Here is a 15,894-nt window from a genome sequence, read left to right as displayed (position 1 = left end):
TATGAATACACTGAAAGATAAAATACTAGCTGCAGCCATTCAAGTACAAAACAATATTTATATGAAAGCCATTGCCAATGCAATGATGGGCTTAATGCCCGTCATGATGATCAGTTCCATTGCTTCCTTGATCAATGCGATCGATATTGGGGCAACGCAACAGATAATGGAACAAATTGGTTTGAAAGCACTATTAACCCAAGTCAACGCGATGACGATCGATGTCGTTTCCGTTTATGTCGCCTTTCTAGTTGGATATAAATTAGCCGAACATTTAAATGCGGATCAACTAAATGCCGGTATCATGAGTTTGGTCTCATTTTTGATCTTGAGTCCGATTTCGACTTTAGAAGAAACTCGTACGATGGAGTTGTCGACCCTTGGCTCCGGTGGGATGTTTGTCGCCATGTTTGGTGGATTGTTGGGTGCCAGAATTTACATTTTATGTGTACAGAAGAATTTGATGATCAAAATGCCGGATTCGGTACCGCCGATCGTCAACAAATCCTTTGCAGCGATCGTGCCAGCAATTATTGTTTCAGCCATTATGGGCATCATCTACGTGGGCATGGCGGCAACCCCTTATGGCACGCTGACAGATATGATCTATACTTGGGTACAAGCTCCACTGACCTTGCTAGGAGCGAATATTCTTGCCTGCATGATCATTGTGGCTTTTATCGAATTTCTTTGGTTCTTTGGCATTCACGGAGTGTTGGCTGTTTATCCGATCTTGATGCTGGTCTTTTACCAACCAGGACTTGATAATCTGGCGGCGTACAGTGCCGGTCAAGCATTACCACATTTGTTTACGATTGGGTTTATTTTGAACAATCGCGGGGCTCGCTCATTTGCAGTCGCTTTACTGGCTATTTTTGGCTGCAAATCAGAGCAACTAAAAGCTGTTGGTAAAATTGGTTTGATCCCTTCCATGTTTGGTATTTCTGAGCCAATCAAATTTGGGATTCCTCAGGTGATGAATATCAGAATGCTGCTTCCCTTGATGTTAACACCGGCTGTTTCCGTGTTGTCAGCATATCTCTTAACAATTGTGGGCTTTTTGCCTTATCACAATGGAGTCAATATCCCAACTGGATTTCCGATTATTTTCGGTGGCTTCTTAGTGAATGGCTGGCAAGGAATCATTGCACAATTGATTCAATTTGTCTTATGTGTCCTCATCTATATCCCTTTTATGCGTCTGCAAGACAAAGCAGCACTAGCTGAAGAAAAGAATCTGCAAACCCAAGCGACAGTCGTTGAGTAACAAATAACGAGAAAATGGAGGAACAATGATGAAAAAAATAGTATTAGTTTGCGCTGGCGGCATGTCTACTGGTGTCTTAGTAAATAATATGAAAAAAGCAGCGCAAGAAAAAGGAGAAACGGTGGCGATCGATGCGTTCTCCATTGAATCAGTAACGACTGCAGCAAAAGATGCTGATTGCGTACTGTTAGGACCGCAAGTTTCATACCGATTAAATGAAGTCCAAGGTTTAGTTGCTTGTCCAGCAGCCAGTATCGACATGCGCACCTATGGCATGATGGATGGAAAAAAAGCATTGGAACAAGCACTTGAACTAATAGGAGAGTAGAATGGAAGAAAAAGAACAAATTTGTTTTCAGATTATTTCGCAAGCGGGTATGGCAAGAAGTTGCTTTTTTGAAAGTATTCAAAAAGGAAGAGAAGCCCAGAATCTGGCTGCACTGCAAGCAATCGAAAAAGGAAAAGAACATTATCATGAAGCCCATTTGGCACATCGGAAGTTAGTTCAACAAGAAGCCCAAGGGGAAAAAGTCTGGATGTCCTTACTATTAAGTCATGCGGAAGATCTTTTGATGAGCGCAGACATCATGAGTGAGCTTGCAAAAGAGTTTCAAGGGTTGTATGAAGAAATTCAGGCAATTAAGCAAACGATTCAGTCTACTGGCTCCTAACCGAAAATCGCAATAAGAAAAAGAAACGAAGTGTCAGTCCTTTGACAAAACACTTGGTTTCTTTTTGCTTAAATTTGGTACGCACGTTGACAGGATTGCTTGAAGGTGTAGGATAGAAGAAAGATGGAACCTTAAATCAAACCAAGGAGTCGGACGATGAAAGCTTTCAAATCCCATACCGCACTTTTGATCATCAGCAATACGATCACGATCATTCCGTATCTTTATTTTTTATCTTTGAGCAAAGAGCAGTCGCTAAGTGCAGCATTAGCCTTTGCGCTGTTTTATACCTTTCGCATGACAGGGATCTTTTTCTTACAGACGCTTACGGCGCTTTTTGCACCATCGCTGTTAGCAGCAAGTGTCTTGATCGGCGGCGCCGGCGCATTGGTGGGTATCTTGAGCACTTGGTGGAGCGTGGCACTCTTGCCAGCGGCTGGTTTGTTGGGGATCAGTGCTTCTTGGCTGCCGCCAGCTGACCTGATGGTACGCCAAAAAGCCAAGCTCACTGAACAGCCGCTGAAAAATGATTGGAAGGAGGCGCTGTTCTTTCTTTTCGTTTTACTGTTTGCCTTACGGTTGTCTGATGACCTTCAAGGCGTTGGCCTATTTGGCAGTTATTTTGCACTCTTTGTGCTGGCAGCTAAGAGTAGTCAAACCTTCAACAACCTCCCAAAAAGACCGTTGATGCAACGCAACCAGTTATTCAACAAGCAGTTTTTGTTGTATTTCTTTTTCTTTCTCTTACTGTTTGGCTTGCGAGCAGCAAGGCTGATCAAGTCGAATGCCCTGTTTGAGTGGGCGATCACTGGCTTCTTGTTTCTCTTTGCTTTGCTGCTGATCACTTTAACGAAACGCAGCCGCTCGTGGAAACAGCCACTTCATCTAAATGTGCTCACCTTCATTCGTGGGGTGATCGGAAACTTTCTTTTTCTTTTCGGCTCGGTGTATGTTACCGGTCGACTTGGAGCACAAGCGCTAAGCATGCACGTTTACTTACCATATGCACTGGGCCTTTTTGGTGCCATGTTTCTCGGAGGAAAACTCGCTCATCGTTTAGAAAAACAGCTGGTACCAACATATTTACTTGGGCTGATGGCAGGTGTTCTTCTGTTCAGCAGCGACACACTGATTCCAATAAGTTTATTCGTCATTAGCTTCTTTAATGCGGGATTGAATCAATGGCTTACGAAACAGTATTTGGCAGCAAAACCCGAAGCAATCGAGCAGCAGAGTTTAGCCAAGTATGCCACACAAAGCAAAGGGAGTCTGGTACATCAATTTCTTTTGATGACACTCCTGTTTGTCATTCTTCGTTTTGAACATCAGCCGCTGGCTTTCTTGTTTCAGCTATCAGGAACGACGGCAACGAATCAGACCTCAAGGATCCAAAGCTTTTTAGAGCCAGCAAAATGGGGCTCGATTGCAGGAGTACTCTGTTTGCTAGTAGGTGGACTGGTGGTATTTTATCGGCAACTAAAGAAAACAAAAGTATAAGCGTCGTTAACTGACACTGTCTTATTTCTAGACGGTGTCTTTTTTGAAATCGCATAAAAACCGAACGTTCAGCGTTTTATCTTCCTTTATGATAGTGAATTTTATTGCACTATTTTCGAATAGCGTTAAAATAAGAACATCGTGTTAGTGAAAAAGGAACATTAAATGAACGGCTTTTTCCTGACAATGTCTTAGAGAACGGGGGAAATCAAACAAATGGCAACCATTCGCTATTTTAAAGGAGATGTTTTCCATACGCCAACTGATGGAAAACTAGAATATATAGAAGAAGCTTTGATTCAAGTCGATGACGCAGGGATTATCACGAAAGTTACTGCCAAAACAGATCAAGGGTATGAGGTAGAGCTGGCAAAAGCATCAGAGAATCTTCAGGCTTTATCCGAAGGCCAGTGCTTTTTACCAGGATTTGTCGATCTGCATGTCCACGCACCACAATGGCCGCAAGCAGGGATCGCGTTAGATGAACCGTTAAATGTCTGGTTAGATGAATGCACGTTTCCGCTGGAGGCAAAATATGCCGATCCAGCATTTGCCAAAGCTGTCTATCAAGATTTGGTAGCACAGCTATTGGCAAGAGGAACGACAACGGTTCTTTATTTTGCAACGATCCATCTAGAAGCGAGCCTTCAATTGGCGAAGACTTGTGCCACTCTTGGTCAACGGGGATTAGTCGGAAAAGTCGTTATGGACGATCCCCAAGCCAATCCTGCTTTTTATCGAGACGCGTCAACAGAAGAGGCATTAGCGGATACAGAACGTTTTATTCAAGAAGTACAAGCAATCGCAAAGACCGCACCACAAGGCGTTTATCCTGTGGTCACTCCGCGATTTGTCCCCAGCTGTACCGATGAAGGCTTGGCAGGGTTAGGCGCATTGGCTGAAAAATATGATGTTCATGTTCAGACCCACTGCAGTGAAGGGCAATGGGAACATGACTTTGTTCAAGAACGATTTGGTAAAACGGATACCGAAGTGCTGCAAGATTTTGGCTTGTTGCGTGAAAAAGCAGTGATGGCTCATGGCAATTTCATCAGCCCAGCTGACGGCGCTCGTTTTGTCGAAACCGGCGCCGCAGTTGCGCACTGTCCCATCTCAAATGCCTACTTTGCCAATGGCGTGATCCCAATCAAGCGCTTGAAAGAACAAGGGGTCACGATTGGTTTAGGAACGGATATCTCCGGCGGTTTTTCACCGAGTTTGTATGACAACATCAAACAAGCTGTGATGTCTTCGAGAATGTTAGAAGATGGCGTGGATGTCACGCTTCCTCAAAACACACGAGGAGTAGCTGATTCTCGTATATCCGTGATCGATGCGTTCTCATTGGCGACAAAAGGCGGCGGTGAGGCACTGAGATTACCAGTAGGTGTCATCAAAGAAGGGTATGCGTTTGATGTGCAAGTGATCGATACGCGACAAAAAGAAAATCCTTTGCCTGACTTCGGTGTGTTCACCTCACCCGAAGCAAGATTACAAAAAATCCTGTACTTAGCAACGATGCAAAATATTCGCCAAGTCTGGGTCCAAGGAAAAAAAGTACACGAAAAATGAGGAGAATGAGACAGTGGAATCAACGAAAAACAAACATTTAACGATCGGAATGAATGAAGACATTCCCTTTGGTCAAGCAGTATTTTTAGGATTACAGCATGTGTTGGCAATGGACGTGTATGTGCCGCCATTTATTATCGCAACCGCGGTGGCAATGTCCTCTTCAGACGCATCAGGTTTGATCCAATCGACCTTTTTAGGAGCAGGGATCGCTTCTTTGATCCAAGTCCTCTTTTTCTTGAAATTACCCGTATGTCAAGGACCATCCTTTGTACCCGTTGGAGCGATCATCGGTATTTATTTTGGTGCCAACGGTATGGACACGGTGTTAGGTGCCAGCATTGTTGGTGCCGCAGCAGTCATTTTACTAGGTTTTACTGGCATCTATAAGTATATCGTTCGTCATTTTATTCCTACGATCGTCAGTGGAACGATCATCATGATCGTTGGTTTGACGCTGCTGCCAACAGCATTTACTAGCAATATCTATCCTGCCACTGAAACTCTAAGTGCCAATCAAAACATGTTGTTAGCTGCGATTACTGCTGCGATTTTGATCTTGTTTTCCATGTTAGGCGATTATTTTCCAGGAATGGGAAAATACTTCCGAATCAGTTCGGTCATTATTGCTTTGGTTATCGGTACCGTGATTGCTTCCTTTATGGGAGGCGTTGATTTTCAGTCGGTGGCGGATGCTTCTTTCTTTAGTCTGCCAAAACTGGTATTTCTAAACTATGGCCTGCATTTTGATGTTTCAGCGATCTTAACGATGCTAGTGATCTATATGGTTCTCCTAGCAGAAACAACAGGAACTTGGTACGCGGTCAGTTCTGTGACAGAAGAACCTGTTACGGATGAACAGATCAATAAAGGCGTGATCGGTGAAGGGTTAGGCTGCTTGGTTGCCGCCTTAGTTGGAACGACACCTGTAACTGGTTATTCTACCAATGCAGGGATCATTTCGATCACAGGGGTTGCTAGTAAAAAAGTCTTTGTGATGGCATCCGTCTGGTTTATCCTATTGTCCTTCATGGGAAAACTTTCAGCCTTGATTCACGCAGTACCTTCTGCTGTCATCGGCGGCGTGTTCGCGGTCGTCTGCGTCATTATTTTGTTGAGCGGCTTTCGGGTCATTAAGAATGAAGAGTTTTCCGAGCGGGAGTTGTATATTATCGGGGTACCGTTGATTATTGCCATCGGCTTGTTGTTTATGCCAGCAGAAATCAAAGAATCTGCGCCTCAATTCTTACAATATTTATTAGATTCACCGATTGCTTTAAGCGCTATTGCGGCGATCGTCATGAATAAATTGATCCCAGTGAAGAAAAAATAGAAAGTAAATGAGGAATGAGACCTTGTCTCGTTCCTTCTTTTGTTACAATCCTGTGTAAAAAGAGGGTTTTTTGTAATATAGGAAAGGTTTTCTAAGGTTAACTGGTTTACCTGAAAACAAAATAACTGTAATGTTAAAAATTACAGCAGAGCAAAGCTTGATATGATAGGATTCTCAAATTCTTACGAAACGTAAGGCAACTGTCGTTTTCGTAATCATCTGTAATGAATTCTTTACCTATGAAATATACTTCGATGTTAGACTTGTTTATGCGCTTGAGTCATCTCAAATGACGCAAAATGAGTTTCAAAGAAGGAGATTTAATTATATGAAGTCTTTAAAAACTGTTTTACTTAGTACAGCTGTCCTTGCCGGTTTCGGCCTTTTCTTAGGTGGGAAAGACGCCTTTGCAGACGAACAATACACTGTTCAATCTGGTGATACATTATCAACAATCGCTACTAACTTTTATGGTTATAGCTCTGATGATACGATCAATGCGATCGTTGAAGCAAACGAGATTGCTGATAAAAACTTGATTTTTGTTGGGGAAGCATTGATCATCCCTACAGATGGCACTGCAACTTATACAGAATCTGCAAGCACGACTGCTGCAGCAAGTGTACAACAACCAAGTGAACCAGCAGCTTCACAATCAAGCAACACACAATCTGCTGCAAGCACACAAAGCAGCTCAAGCTACAGCTCTTCAGCTAGCGGCTCAGAAGCTTCAGCAAAAGAATGGATCGCCAACAAAGAATCTGGGGGTTCTTACACAGCGACAAACGGACAATACTATGGCCGTTACCAATTAACCAACTCTTACTTAAATGGTGACTATTCAGCTGCTAACCAAGAAAAGGTTGCCGATGAATATGTTGCATCACGTTATGGTTCTTGGTCTGCTGCCAAAGCATTCTGGGAAGCAAATGGTTGGTACTAAGATTCTCAAATGAATCTTGTCCGTGACATCTAGTAATCAATTGCCCTTATTGGCGAGTACAACTTACTCGCTGATGAGGGCTTTTTTGTGTCCTCTGAGAAAGATGAATGAATGTAACGCCGCTTACAGCTGCATGTAACGTCATTATCAGTCGACATGCCACTGATAAAAAATCCCTTTTTCCACGACAACCATGTATAATAGTAGGAAATAGAGCAGCAAGCGATTCAATCTGTCAAAATTGAGACAGAAAATGGCGATTTTGATAGCAGAAAGTGGGGGACACACAATGAGTACATCGATTGAAGAAAAAATTGCACAAAAAATGCAGCGATTTCAAGCATTTGGGGAAGGCTTGCCGGGAGCCAAAGTCTATTATCGCGAAGATTGGGATGCAATCTACTTTGATTTAGTAGGAAAGCAGTTTGGAATCATGAGTCCACAACCAGAAGAAACAGCGTTTTTGACTTTGAAAAATCTGCCCGAGGTCAACGAAACGCTGCGAGAGCAATTTCCTGACGTCATCATTCCAGGGTATTATGCCAATAAGACCCATTGGAATACCATCAAGTTGGCATCTGATGCCTTGATGGAAGAAAACATCGAACAAATGATTTTGGTTTCCTACGATTTAGTCAAACAAAAACTGACAAAAAAACAAAAAAGTGAGCTGGAAAACAGCGAATCGTAAGTCAAAGATTTAGCGACAAAAAATAATCAAACCAGTATCGAGGATCATCATAATCCCTTTACTATTCGTTATTTTCGACAACATTTATGCAATATTTTCAAAGAGCTTTCATGAAAGCTCTTTTTGTTTTATTTGTTCGCTTGTTTCCCGTCGTGATCCATGGTAAATTGTTGTGCAACCGAAATTTTTTGGCAGTCTTTTCTGCTAAACACAAAGGAGTGGTACGTATATGGATCTGGTCTTACGCCATGTCAAAAAGTACAAAGCGGCAACCGGCATTGCCTTATTATCGGTCATTTTAATGGTCGTTGCTGCATTATGGCAGCCGAAGCTCTTGCAGCAAGTGCTAGAATCAATTATTACCGAAAACAATGATGAAATGAAAAAAATTGGTGTGCAGCTGATTGGGCTAGCATTGCTAGGCCTTGTTGCAGGGATTATCAACACGATTTTTTCTGCGAAAGTGGCGCAAGGCGTTAGTGCCGATATTCGGGAAGAGATGTTTCGGAAAATCCAGACATTCTCATTTGGTAATATCGAAACCTTCTCGGCAGGAAACCTAGTGGTGCGCTTGACCAATGACATCACGCAAATTCAAAACTTAGTGATGATCTCGTTGCAATCGTTGTTTCGCATCCCGTTCTTATTTATCGGTGCCTTCATTTTGGCGATGACAACCATGCCGCAACTTTGGTGGATCATCGTCTTACTAATTATCGCTGTCCTAGTGATTACGGCACTCTCCTTTACACGGATGGGCAAACACTTTATGATCATCCAGAACTTGATCGACAAAATCAATGGGATTGCCAAAGAAAATTTGATGGGGATTCGTGTGGTGAAATCTTTTGTTCAAGAAGAAAACCAGCTACAAGGCTTTTCCAAAGTCAGTGAAACGTTAACGAAGCATAATATTATCGTAGGAACCTTGTTCTCTGTAATGATCCCCTCCTTTATGCTGGCAGCCAACTTAGCCGTCGTCGGCGCGATCTTCTTTGTCAGTGATCTAGCGAAAGATGATCCAACCTTGATTGGGGGAATTGCCTCATTCATGAATTATTTGATGCAAATTATGATGGCGATCATTATCGGCGGCATGATGATGATGATGACATCGCGGGCTGCAGTTTCGCTAAAACGGATCAAAGAGATTCTAGATACCGAACCGGATCTGCAATACCAAGATGTCCCAGAACAAGAGTTGTCTGGAAGTGTCGCTTTTGAAAACGTCAGTTTCCGTTACCCTGGGGATGAAAAAAATGCCCTAACGGCTATCAGTTTTACCATCAAACCTGGCGAAATGATTGGGATCGTAGGGGCGACTGGTGCCGGCAAATCAACACTGGCGCAGCTGATTCCCCGTTTGTTTGACCCAACGGAAGGTGTCGTGCGAGTTGGCGGCGTTGACTTGAAAGAAGTCAATGAACAAAGCTTGCGTAAAACGGTCGCTTTTGTCTTGCAAAAAGCGATCCTCTTTTCAGGAACGATTGCCCAAAACTTGCGGCAAGGGAAAAAAGACGCCTCAGAATCTGAGATGTCTCGCGCAACGGAAATCGCCCAAGCCAGTGAATTTATTCAAAAATTGACCGCTGGGTTTGAAGCGCCGGTCTCCGAGCGCAGCAGCAATTTTTCTGGAGGGCAAAAGCAACGCTTATCGATTTCTCGAGGAGTGATCGGTGAACCGAAAATTTTGATTTTGGATGATAGTACGAGTGCATTAGATGCTCGTTCGGAAAAATTGGTTCGCGAAGCGTTTGAAAAACAATTAAAAGACACGACAACGATCATCATCGCGCAAAAGATTGCCTCTGTTGTGAAAGCCGACCGCATCTTCGTTTTAGATAATGGACGTCTGGTTGGTGAAGGAAGCCATGAATTTTTAGCCAATAACAATGCCATCTATCAAGAAATCTTCGCAACACAGAAAGGAGAGGAGTAACCATGACAGATTTGTTCAAAGCGAGTAAATTTTTCTACCATTACTTAAAACAATACAAGTGGTCGTTTCTATTCATTTTTGTGACGGTGATTCTGGCAACGTATCTGCAAGTGCAAGCGCCTGTCTTTGTCGGAGAAGCGTTCCAAGAGTTGGCGAATTATGTTGGTGGTTTGATGCAAGGGGTCGATGATAAATCAGCTTTTCTATCGATCATTTGGAAATTGTTGATTTTTTATGTCTTAGCCAGTGCAGCCAATTTTGTTTATAGTATCTTGTTCACGCAAGTGGTGGGGAAATCAACCAACAGAATGCGGATCGGTTTATTTAATAAACTGGAAAAATTGACGATCAAATTCTTTGATTCTCATCAAGACGGTGATATTTTGAGCCGTTTTACCAGTGACTTGGATAACATCCAAAACAGTCTGAACCAAGCATTGTTGCAAGTGCTGACCAATGTAGTCTTAATGGTGGGAATCTTGATCATGATGTTCCGTCAAAACGTTGAATTGGCATGGGCAACGATTGCTTCTACCCCGATTGCGGTCTTAATCGCGGTGATCGTGATCCAAAAAGCCCGCAAATATGTCGATCTGCAGCAAGATGAAGTCGGAAAATTAAACGGCTATGTCGATGAAAAAATCAGTGGTCAACGAATCATCATCACCAATGGACTGCAAGAAGAAACCATCGATGGTTTTCTGGTCCACAACCAACAAGTCCGCGAAGCTACCTACAAAGGGCAAGTCTACTCTGGGCTGCTTTTCCCATTGATGCAAGGGATGTCCTTGTTGAACACGGCAATCGTGATTTTCTTTGGTGGCTGGTTAGCATTGAACGGTGACTTAGAACGTTCCGTTGCTTTAGGATTAGTTGTGACCTTTGTCCAGTATTCGCAGCAGTATTATCAACCATTGATGCAGATCTCTTCTGGTTACAGCATGATTCAATTGGCGATCACTGGTGCGCGCAGAATCAATGAAATGTTTGATGAACCCGATGAAGTCAAACCAAAAGACGGGATCAAAGTGAAGGGCATCAAAGAGGCGGTTGCTTTGAATCATGTGGACTTTGGGTATGACAGTCAAAAATTGGTCCTAAAAGATGTGTCGATCACAGTCAACAAAGGCGAAATGGTCGCATTAGTCGGACCGACGGGTTCAGGAAAAACGACCATCATGAACCTGTTGAATCGCTTCTATGATGTGAATGGTGGTTCTGTGACCTTTGACGGCATCGACATCCGGGAGCTAGACTTGGATCTGCTGCGTTCTCAAGTGGGAATCGTTTTGCAAGAATCCGTGTTGTTCTCAGGGACGATTCGCGAAAACATTGCTTTTGGGAAACCAGAAGCGACTGAAGCCGAAGTCATTGCAGCAGCGAAACAAGCCAATATCCATGAGTTTGTTATGACGTTGGAAAAAGGCTATGACACGGAGATCACCGAAGAGAATAATCTTTTCAGTACTGGTCAAAAACAATTGATGAGTATTGCCCGAACGATTTTGACCAATCCAGAATTGTTGATTTTGGATGAAGCCACCAGTAACGTTGATACCGTGACCGAAGCGAAAATTCAACGAGCAATGGATGAAGCGATCAAAGGTCGAACCAGTTTTGTGATCGCCCATCGCTTGAAGACGATTTTGAATGCCGACCGCATCGTTGTCTTGAAGGATGGCAAAGTCATTGAAGAAGGCAATCACCATCAATTGGTGGCGGCTGACGGCTTTTATGCAGAACTGTATCACAATCAATTCGTTTTTGAATAAGCGCAAACCAACGTAAAATCATCAAGAAGACACTAGCAGGACAGCCCGCAATTTCGTCAACCAATCGACGAAACAGCGGGCTGTTTTTTTAGGTTAAAGCAAGCGCTTCTTATGACGACAATGTTTATGAGCAGTTAGTGGTATAAGGGGTCCGTTGTTCTGATAACCAAAAAAGACCAGCCTTAAGCATGGTCTTCTTTGGTTTTTTAGTGATACGCAGCGGTTTGAGTCAACCACTCAATAAAATGGTCTGGCTGTTGCGTATCCTGTGCCACGATATTCCACTGCTGGTTTTTGCAGCGGGTGCATTCATGCAGCAGCTGATAGCCTTTTTTGGAATGTTGGCGATAGTCAATCGATCGCATCAAGCCATGGCAAGTATTTTGACGATCACCCGGGCGAATATCCACGTGTAACGAGTAGAGACACTGGGGACAATGGTTGCGGTAAGAACCATTGGTCAAGGGTGCCACAGGCGTACTGCAGTTTTTACAAACAAAGGTCGTATTTTCATCTTTTCTCATTTTGCTTTCCTCCAAAAGAATGATTTCTTTTGAGAGAAAAGGGTTCCGTTCGTTCTTCATCAGGCTTCTTTGGCTAGGGACACATTCACCGTCCGTAACGATTACTTCTGCTTCCAGCTTCATGCGATTTCGCAATCCGTACCACGCTTAGTTTTTTCGTTTTGTGCTAAGCACTGTGTTGCGGCAGCCCACAACCCAGCAGTAAGTGTAGTCCAAAGTCACTGTCATTGGCGTCGTCCCCTAGAAAGCAATTGAGGAATGCTTTTTCATCGAGTACCTCCTATGTGTTTATGAGGGTATTATAGCAGAAATAAAGTGGTCGATGATTAAATGAGGACCGCAAAGAAAATATCGCTCTTTCAAAGAAGCTCGTTTTTCTGTCAACGAACTAAAAATAGAGCGGCATAACTTGCAAGTAAAATTTTGAGATTAAAACAAAAAATCAATATTAAGTATTTGTGCGCGTTTTAGGTATGTTTCTGGCGGTTTTTTATTACTGATGATACACTCCAATGCTGACCAATCGGCGAGTTTATACGCGTGTTTTTTTTCAAATTTTGTATCATCGACAAGCAGAAGGTTCTGCTGTGCCATACGCATAATTTTCTTCTTAAAAAGGGCCTGTGCAAAATTAGCCTCATAAATTCCCTCGGAGTCGATACCCGTAGAACTTAAAATAAACAAATCAATTTGAAACAAGTTTAGGAAAGAGTTGCCATAATCGCCAACAACACTTTCTGCATCTTTTATCGCCTCGCCGCCGATCATATATATCTTTGTCCCTTCTTGGCTTTCATGTAATAATTCATAGGCAATTTGTAGTCCGTTAGTAATAATTACGCTATTTGATAACTCTGACAGATAGGGAAGAAGCGCTTTGGCAGTTGAACTGGAATCGATAAAAATACTCATTCCTGGTCCTAAAAAGGTACTGGCAATCTCGGCAATGTATTCTTTTTCATGAATCATGACATTTTCTCGGTACCTAGTTGAGATCACATGGTTTCTTTCAACTTCAAGTACAACGCCTCCACGATATCGGCGGATCAAACCTTCTTTTTCAAGTAGCAGGAGATCTCTTCTCAGTGTAGAAAGAGAGCAGAACAAAGCTTTCTGTAGATCAATATTGTCCATCTTTTTATGCTTTTTTAATAATGTCAATATTTGTTTCCTTCTAGAATCTGTCATCCTTCTATCTCCTAGCAAGAATTTTCTTTATTTTATCATATATCGTTCCTTTTCTGTCCATAAGTTTTAAAACGGACAGCCATGTTGGCCATTTCCCCATCATTAATAATTGATGGACTACCGATATGAGTTGCTAATATATGAACCTTAGCACAATATTCTAGTTCTTCCAGTACGTTAAAAGCATCAAAAAGAGTTGTCCCTCCTGTAAGAACCCCGTGGTTGGCTAACAAAACTGCTTTTCTATTTTGCATCGCTTTGAAAGCATTTTGTGCAAGTTCTTCCGTTCCAAAAGATGCGTAGTCAGCACAACGGACGTTTTTGCCGGCGACAGCGATCATATAGTGAGAAGCAGAAAAAGGTTTTCTTGCCACAGCAAAAGCTGTTGAGTAAAGCGTATGGGCATGAATGACCGCATGGAGATCCTGGCGCTGTTCATACATAATACCGTGCATACGCCATTCGCTTGAAGGTTTTTTTATTCCTTCGATAATTTCTCCGGTACAGCGCATGAGAACAATATCTTGAGGGGTGATCTCAGAAAATGGAATTCCAGAGGGAGTAATCAGCATAAGATCTTTTTCCCGCAGATAAAGACTAAGGTTTCCGCCAGTTCCTAGCGTATAACCTAAATCAATAAGCTTATTTCCATAATCAATTAATTGCTGTTTTTGTTCTGAATACATTGTTATCCTACTTTCATTATTATTTATAGAATGCGTCAAAGGCTTTGCATGCTGCAAAGTCAGCACTTTCAAGATCTTTGGTTCCAAATCCATCAAAAGCGTGTGGTCGAAACAATCGTTCTCTAGGTATATTGTGTAAAGAAACTGGAATTCGCAACATGCTTGCTAAAGTGATTAATTCTGCTCCTATATGACCATGTACACTGGCACCATGGTTGCTTCCCCAAGAAGACATCACACGATAGACATCTTCAAATCCAGTTTCACCTAAATTAGGAGCAAACCAAATTGTGGGCCAAGTTGGATCAGTCCGATTGTTTAAAGTATCATGGATCGCCAAAGGGAGCACACAAGAATATCCTTCAGCAAGTTGGAGGGTGGGGCCGACTCCCTCAACCAGATTGATACGTATTAAGGTCAAAGGTAGCTCAGCTTGTAAATGATATTGACTGGAAAAACCGCCTCCTCGGAAGTACTCATAATTTGCACGACACCATTTCGTTTTTTCCAAACAATTTTTAATGTCTCGATCTGTCATATTCCAAAACTCTTTCATGGTAGGCATCCCGTCATTGTCTAGACTGCCGCCGCTTCCATCAAGGGCACTTGCACCTGAATTTAAAAGATGCAGGACACCGTTTGCAGCTTTTCCTGATAATTGATGACCAGTCAGCCGCTTGACAGATTCTGGACTCCAGAAAGTACGCACATCCGAGAAAACAGCAGCTTTATTTGTGAGTAAGCTTCCAAAAAGCATAGCTGCGGCATTACAAGTGTCATTTTCTGTCGCAAAAGCAAGAGGCTGTTTTGGACCATTCCAATCAAAGGTACTTGTTAAAATCGATTCTAAAAAATCTCCGTTTGGCAACCGATCAGTCCATTGACGCTGACCTTGAAAGCCGCCAGAAATAGCATTTTTTCCTTTTGCTTCTTCACCCCACCCAAGTTCAGTTAAACGCGGATTTCCCAATAAAATGTCCCGAACGATAATGGTTTGCTTTGCAATGAAATTCCACTGTTCTGAATCTGGAATATAACGAGAATGTGTTATTACATCTGGATAATCTTTTCCTTTATTAACATCGATCCCCTCATTACAATACTCAGTAATCCATTCACGTAATTTCTGGTACTCTTTTTCATCATAGATACCTAGTTCAATTCGTCTTAGTATTTCGATCATATCTACGTATTCAACATGCATCCCTAAATATTTTTCAAAAAAAGATTGATCAATCTGACTTCCTGCAATCCCCATCGAGGAACTTCCAATATTCACATAGGATTTATTTTTTAATTCTCCCGCTGCAATACTGGCGCGAGCAAAAAGCAGAATTTTTTCTTTCACATCTTCTGGAATATTGGTATCATCATGGTCCTGTACTTCTTTTCCATAAATTTTATAAGCAGGCATTCCTTTTTGAGCGTAGGCACTCATAGCCGCAGCTAAAAACACTGCTCCTGGTCGTTCCGTTCCATTGAACCCCCAAACCGCTTTAAAAGTGTCAGGTCGAAGATCAAGTGTTTCGGTTCCGTAACACCAGCAAGGGCTTACAGTTAAAGTTGCAATGACGTCGTTTCTTGCAAATGCATCGTCTACAAAGCTGGCTTCTGCAAAACTGCCGATTGTTTTATCCAGCAGCATACATTTGACCGGCGTTCCATCCATATAAAACAAAGTTGATTCGATAAACTCCTTCACACTTACAGCCATCGCCATCGTTTGCTCTTCAAGTGCTTCCCTGACACCGCCTTGTCTACCGTCAATAGTTGGTCTAATACCGATTTTTGGATGATTCATTTTTATTCCT

The 15,894-nt window shown here is 42.5% G+C and carries 14 protein-coding genes; 10 read left to right on the top strand and 4 right to left on the bottom strand.

The features are described 5' to 3' along the window. Position 1: 1 nt before the first annotated feature. The 10 genes from ACTW1R_RS13460 to ACTW1R_RS13415 all read left to right on the top strand — a co-directional run bounded on the left by ACTW1R_RS13460 (position 2) and on the right by ACTW1R_RS13415 (position 11,685). Positions 2-1,267, top strand: coding sequence for a PTS sugar transporter subunit IIC (locus ACTW1R_RS13460; protein ID WP_142968698.1), 1,266 nt, complete (start codon positions 2-4; stop codon positions 1,265-1,267). A 28-nt stretch (positions 1,268-1,295) separates the two neighbouring features. Then, positions 1,296-1,595 carry a PTS sugar transporter subunit IIB gene (locus ACTW1R_RS13455; RefSeq protein WP_010749922.1) on the top strand — a complete coding sequence of 100 codons (300 nt, stop codon included), beginning with the start codon at positions 1,296-1,298 and terminating at the stop codon, positions 1,593-1,595. Position 1,596: 1 nt separating this feature from the next. Then, positions 1,597-1,938 carry a PTS sugar transporter subunit IIA gene (locus tag ACTW1R_RS13450; protein ID WP_010749921.1) on the top strand — a complete coding sequence of 114 codons (342 nt, stop codon included), beginning with the start codon at positions 1,597-1,599 and terminating at the stop codon, positions 1,936-1,938. A gap of 156 nt (positions 1,939-2,094) precedes the next feature. Beyond that, on the top strand, positions 2,095-3,435 hold the full coding sequence (locus tag ACTW1R_RS13445) for a hypothetical protein (RefSeq protein WP_375826495.1): 1,341 nt from the start codon (positions 2,095-2,097) through the stop codon (positions 3,433-3,435). Positions 3,436-3,651: 216 nt separating this feature from the next. Further along, positions 3,652-5,007 (top strand): guanine deaminase, encoded by a 1,356-nt coding sequence (guaD, locus tag ACTW1R_RS13440; protein ID WP_086337928.1) that lies wholly within the window; start codon positions 3,652-3,654, stop codon positions 5,005-5,007. A 49-nt stretch (positions 5,008-5,056) separates the two neighbouring features. Further along, positions 5,057-6,340, top strand: coding sequence for a uracil-xanthine permease family protein (locus tag ACTW1R_RS13435; protein WP_375826540.1), 1,284 nt, complete (start codon positions 5,057-5,059; stop codon positions 6,338-6,340). A 328-nt stretch (positions 6,341-6,668) separates the two neighbouring features. Beyond that, a complete protein-coding gene (gene apf, locus ACTW1R_RS13430) occupies positions 6,669-7,283 on the top strand; it encodes an aggregation-promoting factor (RefSeq protein WP_005228480.1) in 615 nt (204 codons plus the stop codon). Positions 7,284-7,572: 289 nt separating this feature from the next. Further along, positions 7,573-7,974: an MmcQ/YjbR family DNA-binding protein gene (locus ACTW1R_RS13425; protein WP_010749917.1), complete on the top strand. Its 402-nt coding sequence runs from the start codon at positions 7,573-7,575 to the stop codon at positions 7,972-7,974. A 229-nt stretch (positions 7,975-8,203) separates the two neighbouring features. Further along, a complete protein-coding gene (locus tag ACTW1R_RS13420) occupies positions 8,204-9,913 on the top strand; it encodes an ABC transporter ATP-binding protein (RefSeq protein WP_060791424.1) in 1,710 nt (569 codons plus the stop codon). Between the two features lie 2 nt (positions 9,914-9,915). Further along, positions 9,916-11,685 (top strand): ABC transporter ATP-binding protein, encoded by a 1,770-nt coding sequence (locus tag ACTW1R_RS13415; RefSeq protein WP_081117932.1) that lies wholly within the window; start codon positions 9,916-9,918, stop codon positions 11,683-11,685. 206 nt (positions 11,686-11,891) lie between these two features. Here ACTW1R_RS13415 and ACTW1R_RS13410 read toward each other — a convergent pair whose 3' ends face one another. From ACTW1R_RS13410 to ACTW1R_RS13395, 4 genes are all read right to left on the bottom strand, one after another. Beyond that, on the bottom strand, positions 11,892-12,209 hold the full coding sequence (locus tag ACTW1R_RS13410) for an RNHCP domain-containing protein (RefSeq protein WP_375826496.1): 318 nt from the start codon (positions 12,207-12,209) through the stop codon (positions 11,892-11,894). A 429-nt stretch (positions 12,210-12,638) separates the two neighbouring features. Next, positions 12,639-13,397: a DeoR/GlpR family DNA-binding transcription regulator gene (locus ACTW1R_RS13405; protein WP_074535447.1), complete on the bottom strand. Its 759-nt coding sequence runs from the start codon at positions 13,395-13,397 to the stop codon at positions 12,639-12,641. 35 nt (positions 13,398-13,432) lie between these two features. Continuing rightward, positions 13,433-14,083 (bottom strand): L-fuculose-phosphate aldolase, encoded by a 651-nt coding sequence (locus ACTW1R_RS13400; protein WP_271813171.1) that lies wholly within the window; start codon positions 14,081-14,083, stop codon positions 13,433-13,435. Between the two features lie 19 nt (positions 14,084-14,102). After that, complete coding sequence (locus ACTW1R_RS13395) at positions 14,103-15,884, bottom strand: L-fucose isomerase (protein WP_489927296.1); 1,782 nt, start codon at positions 15,882-15,884, stop codon at positions 14,103-14,105. Positions 15,885-15,894: the final 10 nt, after the last annotated feature.

The sequence above is a fragment of the Enterococcus sp. R12 genome (assembly GCF_058135755.1).
Note: the sequence above shows the minus strand (reverse complement) of the source record. Positions and strands in the feature narration are given on the sequence as shown.

Bases quoted from the DNA above. Each gene is read 5' to 3' on its own strand.
- ACTW1R_RS13460 (WP_142968698.1), top strand. From the start codon at position 2: ATGAATACACTGAAAGATAAAATACTAGCTGCAGCCATTCAAGTACAA.
- ACTW1R_RS13455 (WP_010749922.1), top strand. From the start codon at position 1,296: ATGAAAAAAATAGTATTAGTTTGCGCTGGCGGCATGTCTACTGGTGTC.
- ACTW1R_RS13450 (WP_010749921.1), top strand. From the start codon at position 1,597: ATGGAAGAAAAAGAACAAATTTGTTTTCAGATTATTTCGCAAGCGGGT.
- ACTW1R_RS13445 (WP_375826495.1), top strand. From the start codon at position 2,095: ATGAAAGCTTTCAAATCCCATACCGCACTTTTGATCATCAGCAATACG.
- guaD (WP_086337928.1), top strand. From the start codon at position 3,652: ATGGCAACCATTCGCTATTTTAAAGGAGATGTTTTCCATACGCCAACT.
- ACTW1R_RS13435 (WP_375826540.1), top strand. From the start codon at position 5,057: ATGAATGAAGACATTCCCTTTGGTCAAGCAGTATTTTTAGGATTACAG.
- apf (WP_005228480.1), top strand. From the start codon at position 6,669: ATGAAGTCTTTAAAAACTGTTTTACTTAGTACAGCTGTCCTTGCCGGT.
- ACTW1R_RS13425 (WP_010749917.1), top strand. From the start codon at position 7,573: ATGAGTACATCGATTGAAGAAAAAATTGCACAAAAAATGCAGCGATTT.
- ACTW1R_RS13420 (WP_060791424.1), top strand. From the start codon at position 8,204: ATGGATCTGGTCTTACGCCATGTCAAAAAGTACAAAGCGGCAACCGGC.
- ACTW1R_RS13415 (WP_081117932.1), top strand. From the start codon at position 9,916: ATGACAGATTTGTTCAAAGCGAGTAAATTTTTCTACCATTACTTAAAA.
- ACTW1R_RS13410 (WP_375826496.1), bottom strand. From the start codon at position 12,209: ATGAGAAAAGATGAAAATACGACCTTTGTTTGTAAAAACTGCAGTACG.
- ACTW1R_RS13405 (WP_074535447.1), bottom strand. From the start codon at position 13,397: ATGACAGATTCTAGAAGGAAACAAATATTGACATTATTAAAAAAGCAT.
- ACTW1R_RS13400 (WP_271813171.1), bottom strand. From the start codon at position 14,083: ATGTATTCAGAACAAAAACAGCAATTAATTGATTATGGAAATAAGCTT.
- ACTW1R_RS13395 (WP_489927296.1), bottom strand. From the start codon at position 15,884: ATGAATCATCCAAAAATCGGTATTAGACCAACTATTGACGGTAGACAA.